Raw genomic sequence first — 2,574 nt, forward strand, 5'->3', positions numbered from 1 at the left:
TAGTACCAGCCCAAGTAGCCAGAAATATACGATTCCATATGGCCAGCTACTTAATGCTTTATCACACTAATATGACGCAATACACGGGTTTGAAATAAATATTAAAAAATTGAATTTTCTCAGGTTATCAAGGACTTCAGAGAAATTGAAAGGCCTTAGTGCCTGATTTATGTAAGCTATATATAAATATTGTCGTTTAAATTGCCCGCTTCTGCCGTATTAATGTATGAATGAAATCGCAGAAAACCTTGGCATTAAAGGATTGCGGCATTTTTTCAAAATTTTAAAAGAACCCGGGCATCGCGTGTAAATGTGACAATATCCTTATGAGTTCCGATATCAATCCTTGCCTTTTTGGCCATTACCCTCTTTTCATTTAGCATCTTGACTGTTTCTGCTTGTCTTTGGGACAAAGTAACCTTCGGTGACTCGTCAAAGTGTATTTTCAGTTTTTTGGCATCACGTTGACTGGCCGCCAGCACGCTTTTTTGTTCCGCGACGTGTTTGAGTGCTGACTCTTTATCCTGGTGTTTCAACCGAGGCCCTTTTGGGTTAACCAATTTCTCCTCTTGGTGAAACATTCTCATCTTGACCGCTTCAATGACGTCAATTCCTTTTTTATTAGTGATACCGCTGATGCCCTGATTGCAACAATAATATTTTACCGGTGCTATGGTTTTTGGATACATATATTTTGGTATCGTTTTTCTTAATAATTTCATTCGCCATTTATGTTCTTCGATTTTATTGTTTTTCGTTCCCATTACCTCTGTGCTGAAACGATTTTTTAACTCCTTCCTGAAGAATTCATAGTGAGGAGCATACTCATCTTTTGTCTCTGAGAGATACGAATCCAGCTGATATTGGGTGACCGGAAGCTCGAGGTTGGTTTCTACTTTGATATAAAAAAGAGTCAATAACTGTTCTATGCCATTGATCGTTACCCGGGCGTAAATAGCACCGGTTCCTTCTTGATAAAACACTTTGTCAACGGTGACTTTACCCGAAGTGCCAAGCTGATTTGCAAGCTCACTGCCCTTAATGATGTCAACAGTATGAATATCCAGTTGTTCTGACTCCTCAGGAATGTAAATCATACTGTTAGTATCAAAGCAGGGCAGACTCTTGGGAGGAATTATGCTGTCAGGGGCATTAACAGGCATCGTTTCTTCGAAAAATTGATCATCTGCTTCGCTATCATCCCCAATAGACACACATAATGTATCCTTGACATTCAACGATAAGGGCGTGTAATCAGTGGATTTATCCCGGGATGCATTATTATTATGCCAGAATGAATAGAATCGTTGCGGATCATCAACGGGAAAGCAGCATTCTAATTGGGCAGAATCTCCTGTTGATGCGGGTTCTGCTACTGTCGTGGTTTCACCAGGATGAGTCACCTGGTCTGAAGCAAAAGATACGACGATAAAACCGTCCATTTCAAGGAGTGATATGTTGTATGAAGAAATTTTTTCAGGCAGATGGCTGCTTTCCTGAGAAGACAAAAAATAGCTTGAAATGTTGGAAACACTAACCGGAGTACTCAAAAACCCGGGAACAACAGAGGTTTCTTGAGGATACTCAGTTTTTTTTTGATTCATTACAGTTGATATTGTGTTCGACATTGACTGGTTCCTGATAACTTCCGTATATATCTGATTTTTTTATATGATTCGGTTGTTGCTATTTTTGTGTCGATTCCCATTTCATAAGATCCGGGTGTTATTCTTTTTGACCAATAATTTGTAATATGGTTCCATTTTTTTCTGGTTTTTACTTATCCAGTCAATTCCAGTGCTGTTGTGCCGGGATTTTTGCCAATTTAACTGATAAATGAACTAATGTTTTGTTTTTTAACTTATTAGAATCAAAATGTTATTAACGGTGGGTGAAAGTAGTTTAAGATGATTAGTGGATGCTTGCAGTAATGGCTAACTATTTATAGCTAATTGATTTAAAAATCTATCTTATTGTTGGGTTTTTTTCAGAAAACCACAGTTTGCATATCATTATCTGGCATTCAACAGGAGGCCTGACATGGAGAAAACCACCGCTGAACTGGAAGTTGGTATCGATCACTGTGTTGAGATTGGCGAGGTGATTGTACCCGGGGATACCCACTTGGTAATGAGCATCAAAGGCGATACTGAACAACAGGCAAATGATCAGATGGCAAAGATGGAAGCACTGGCGAACAGTATTTCTGACCACTGCCAGATAAAGAAAATGGTGAATCACCATAAGGGCAGTGTCACCATTGATGCCATGTTTGATTTTGACTGTACGGCGGAGAAAATGATTTTTGAATTGTATCTCAGGTAGTAAATGTACCTGTTAATGTCTGATCAATGACATTGGGTTTAAACGCTGGTTAACAGGCGATTTACAGTCGTTAACGGTTACCAGTGAAAATCGGCGAAGCTCAATGTTGACGCGGTGTTCAGCGGAGTTGCCAGGCTTTGACACAGGTTTTTCCGATGATATAGTTGCTGCTCCCGTAACAGTTCCACCCATGTTTTACCAAACCCGTCGTAAAGCATCGCCTAATCGGGCCGGGCCGCGCAGGCGTGG

At 40.0% G+C, this 2,574-nt stretch carries 2 protein-coding genes; one reads left to right on the forward strand and one right to left on the reverse strand.

Features of this window, described 5'->3' with window-relative positions; genetic code table 11:
* Positions 1 to 275: 275 nt before the first annotated feature.
* On the reverse strand, positions 276 to 1,628 hold the full coding sequence (locus KDK14_RS12750; RefSeq protein ID WP_257265521.1) for a hypothetical protein: 1,353 nt from the start codon (positions 1,626 to 1,628) through the stop codon (positions 276 to 278).
* Between the two features lie 412 nt (positions 1,629 to 2,040).
* Between KDK14_RS12750 and KDK14_RS12755 the strand changes: the two genes are divergently transcribed.
* Positions 2,041 to 2,325 (forward strand): YfcZ/YiiS family protein, encoded by a 285-nt coding sequence (locus KDK14_RS12755; protein ID WP_257265522.1) that lies wholly within the window; start codon positions 2,041 to 2,043, stop codon positions 2,323 to 2,325.
* Positions 2,326 to 2,574: the final 249 nt, after the last annotated feature.

Origin of the sequence: Endozoicomonas sp. ONNA2 (assembly GCF_024606365.1) — a bacterium.
Lineage (GTDB): Bacteria > Pseudomonadota > Gammaproteobacteria > Pseudomonadales > Endozoicomonadaceae > Endozoicomonas.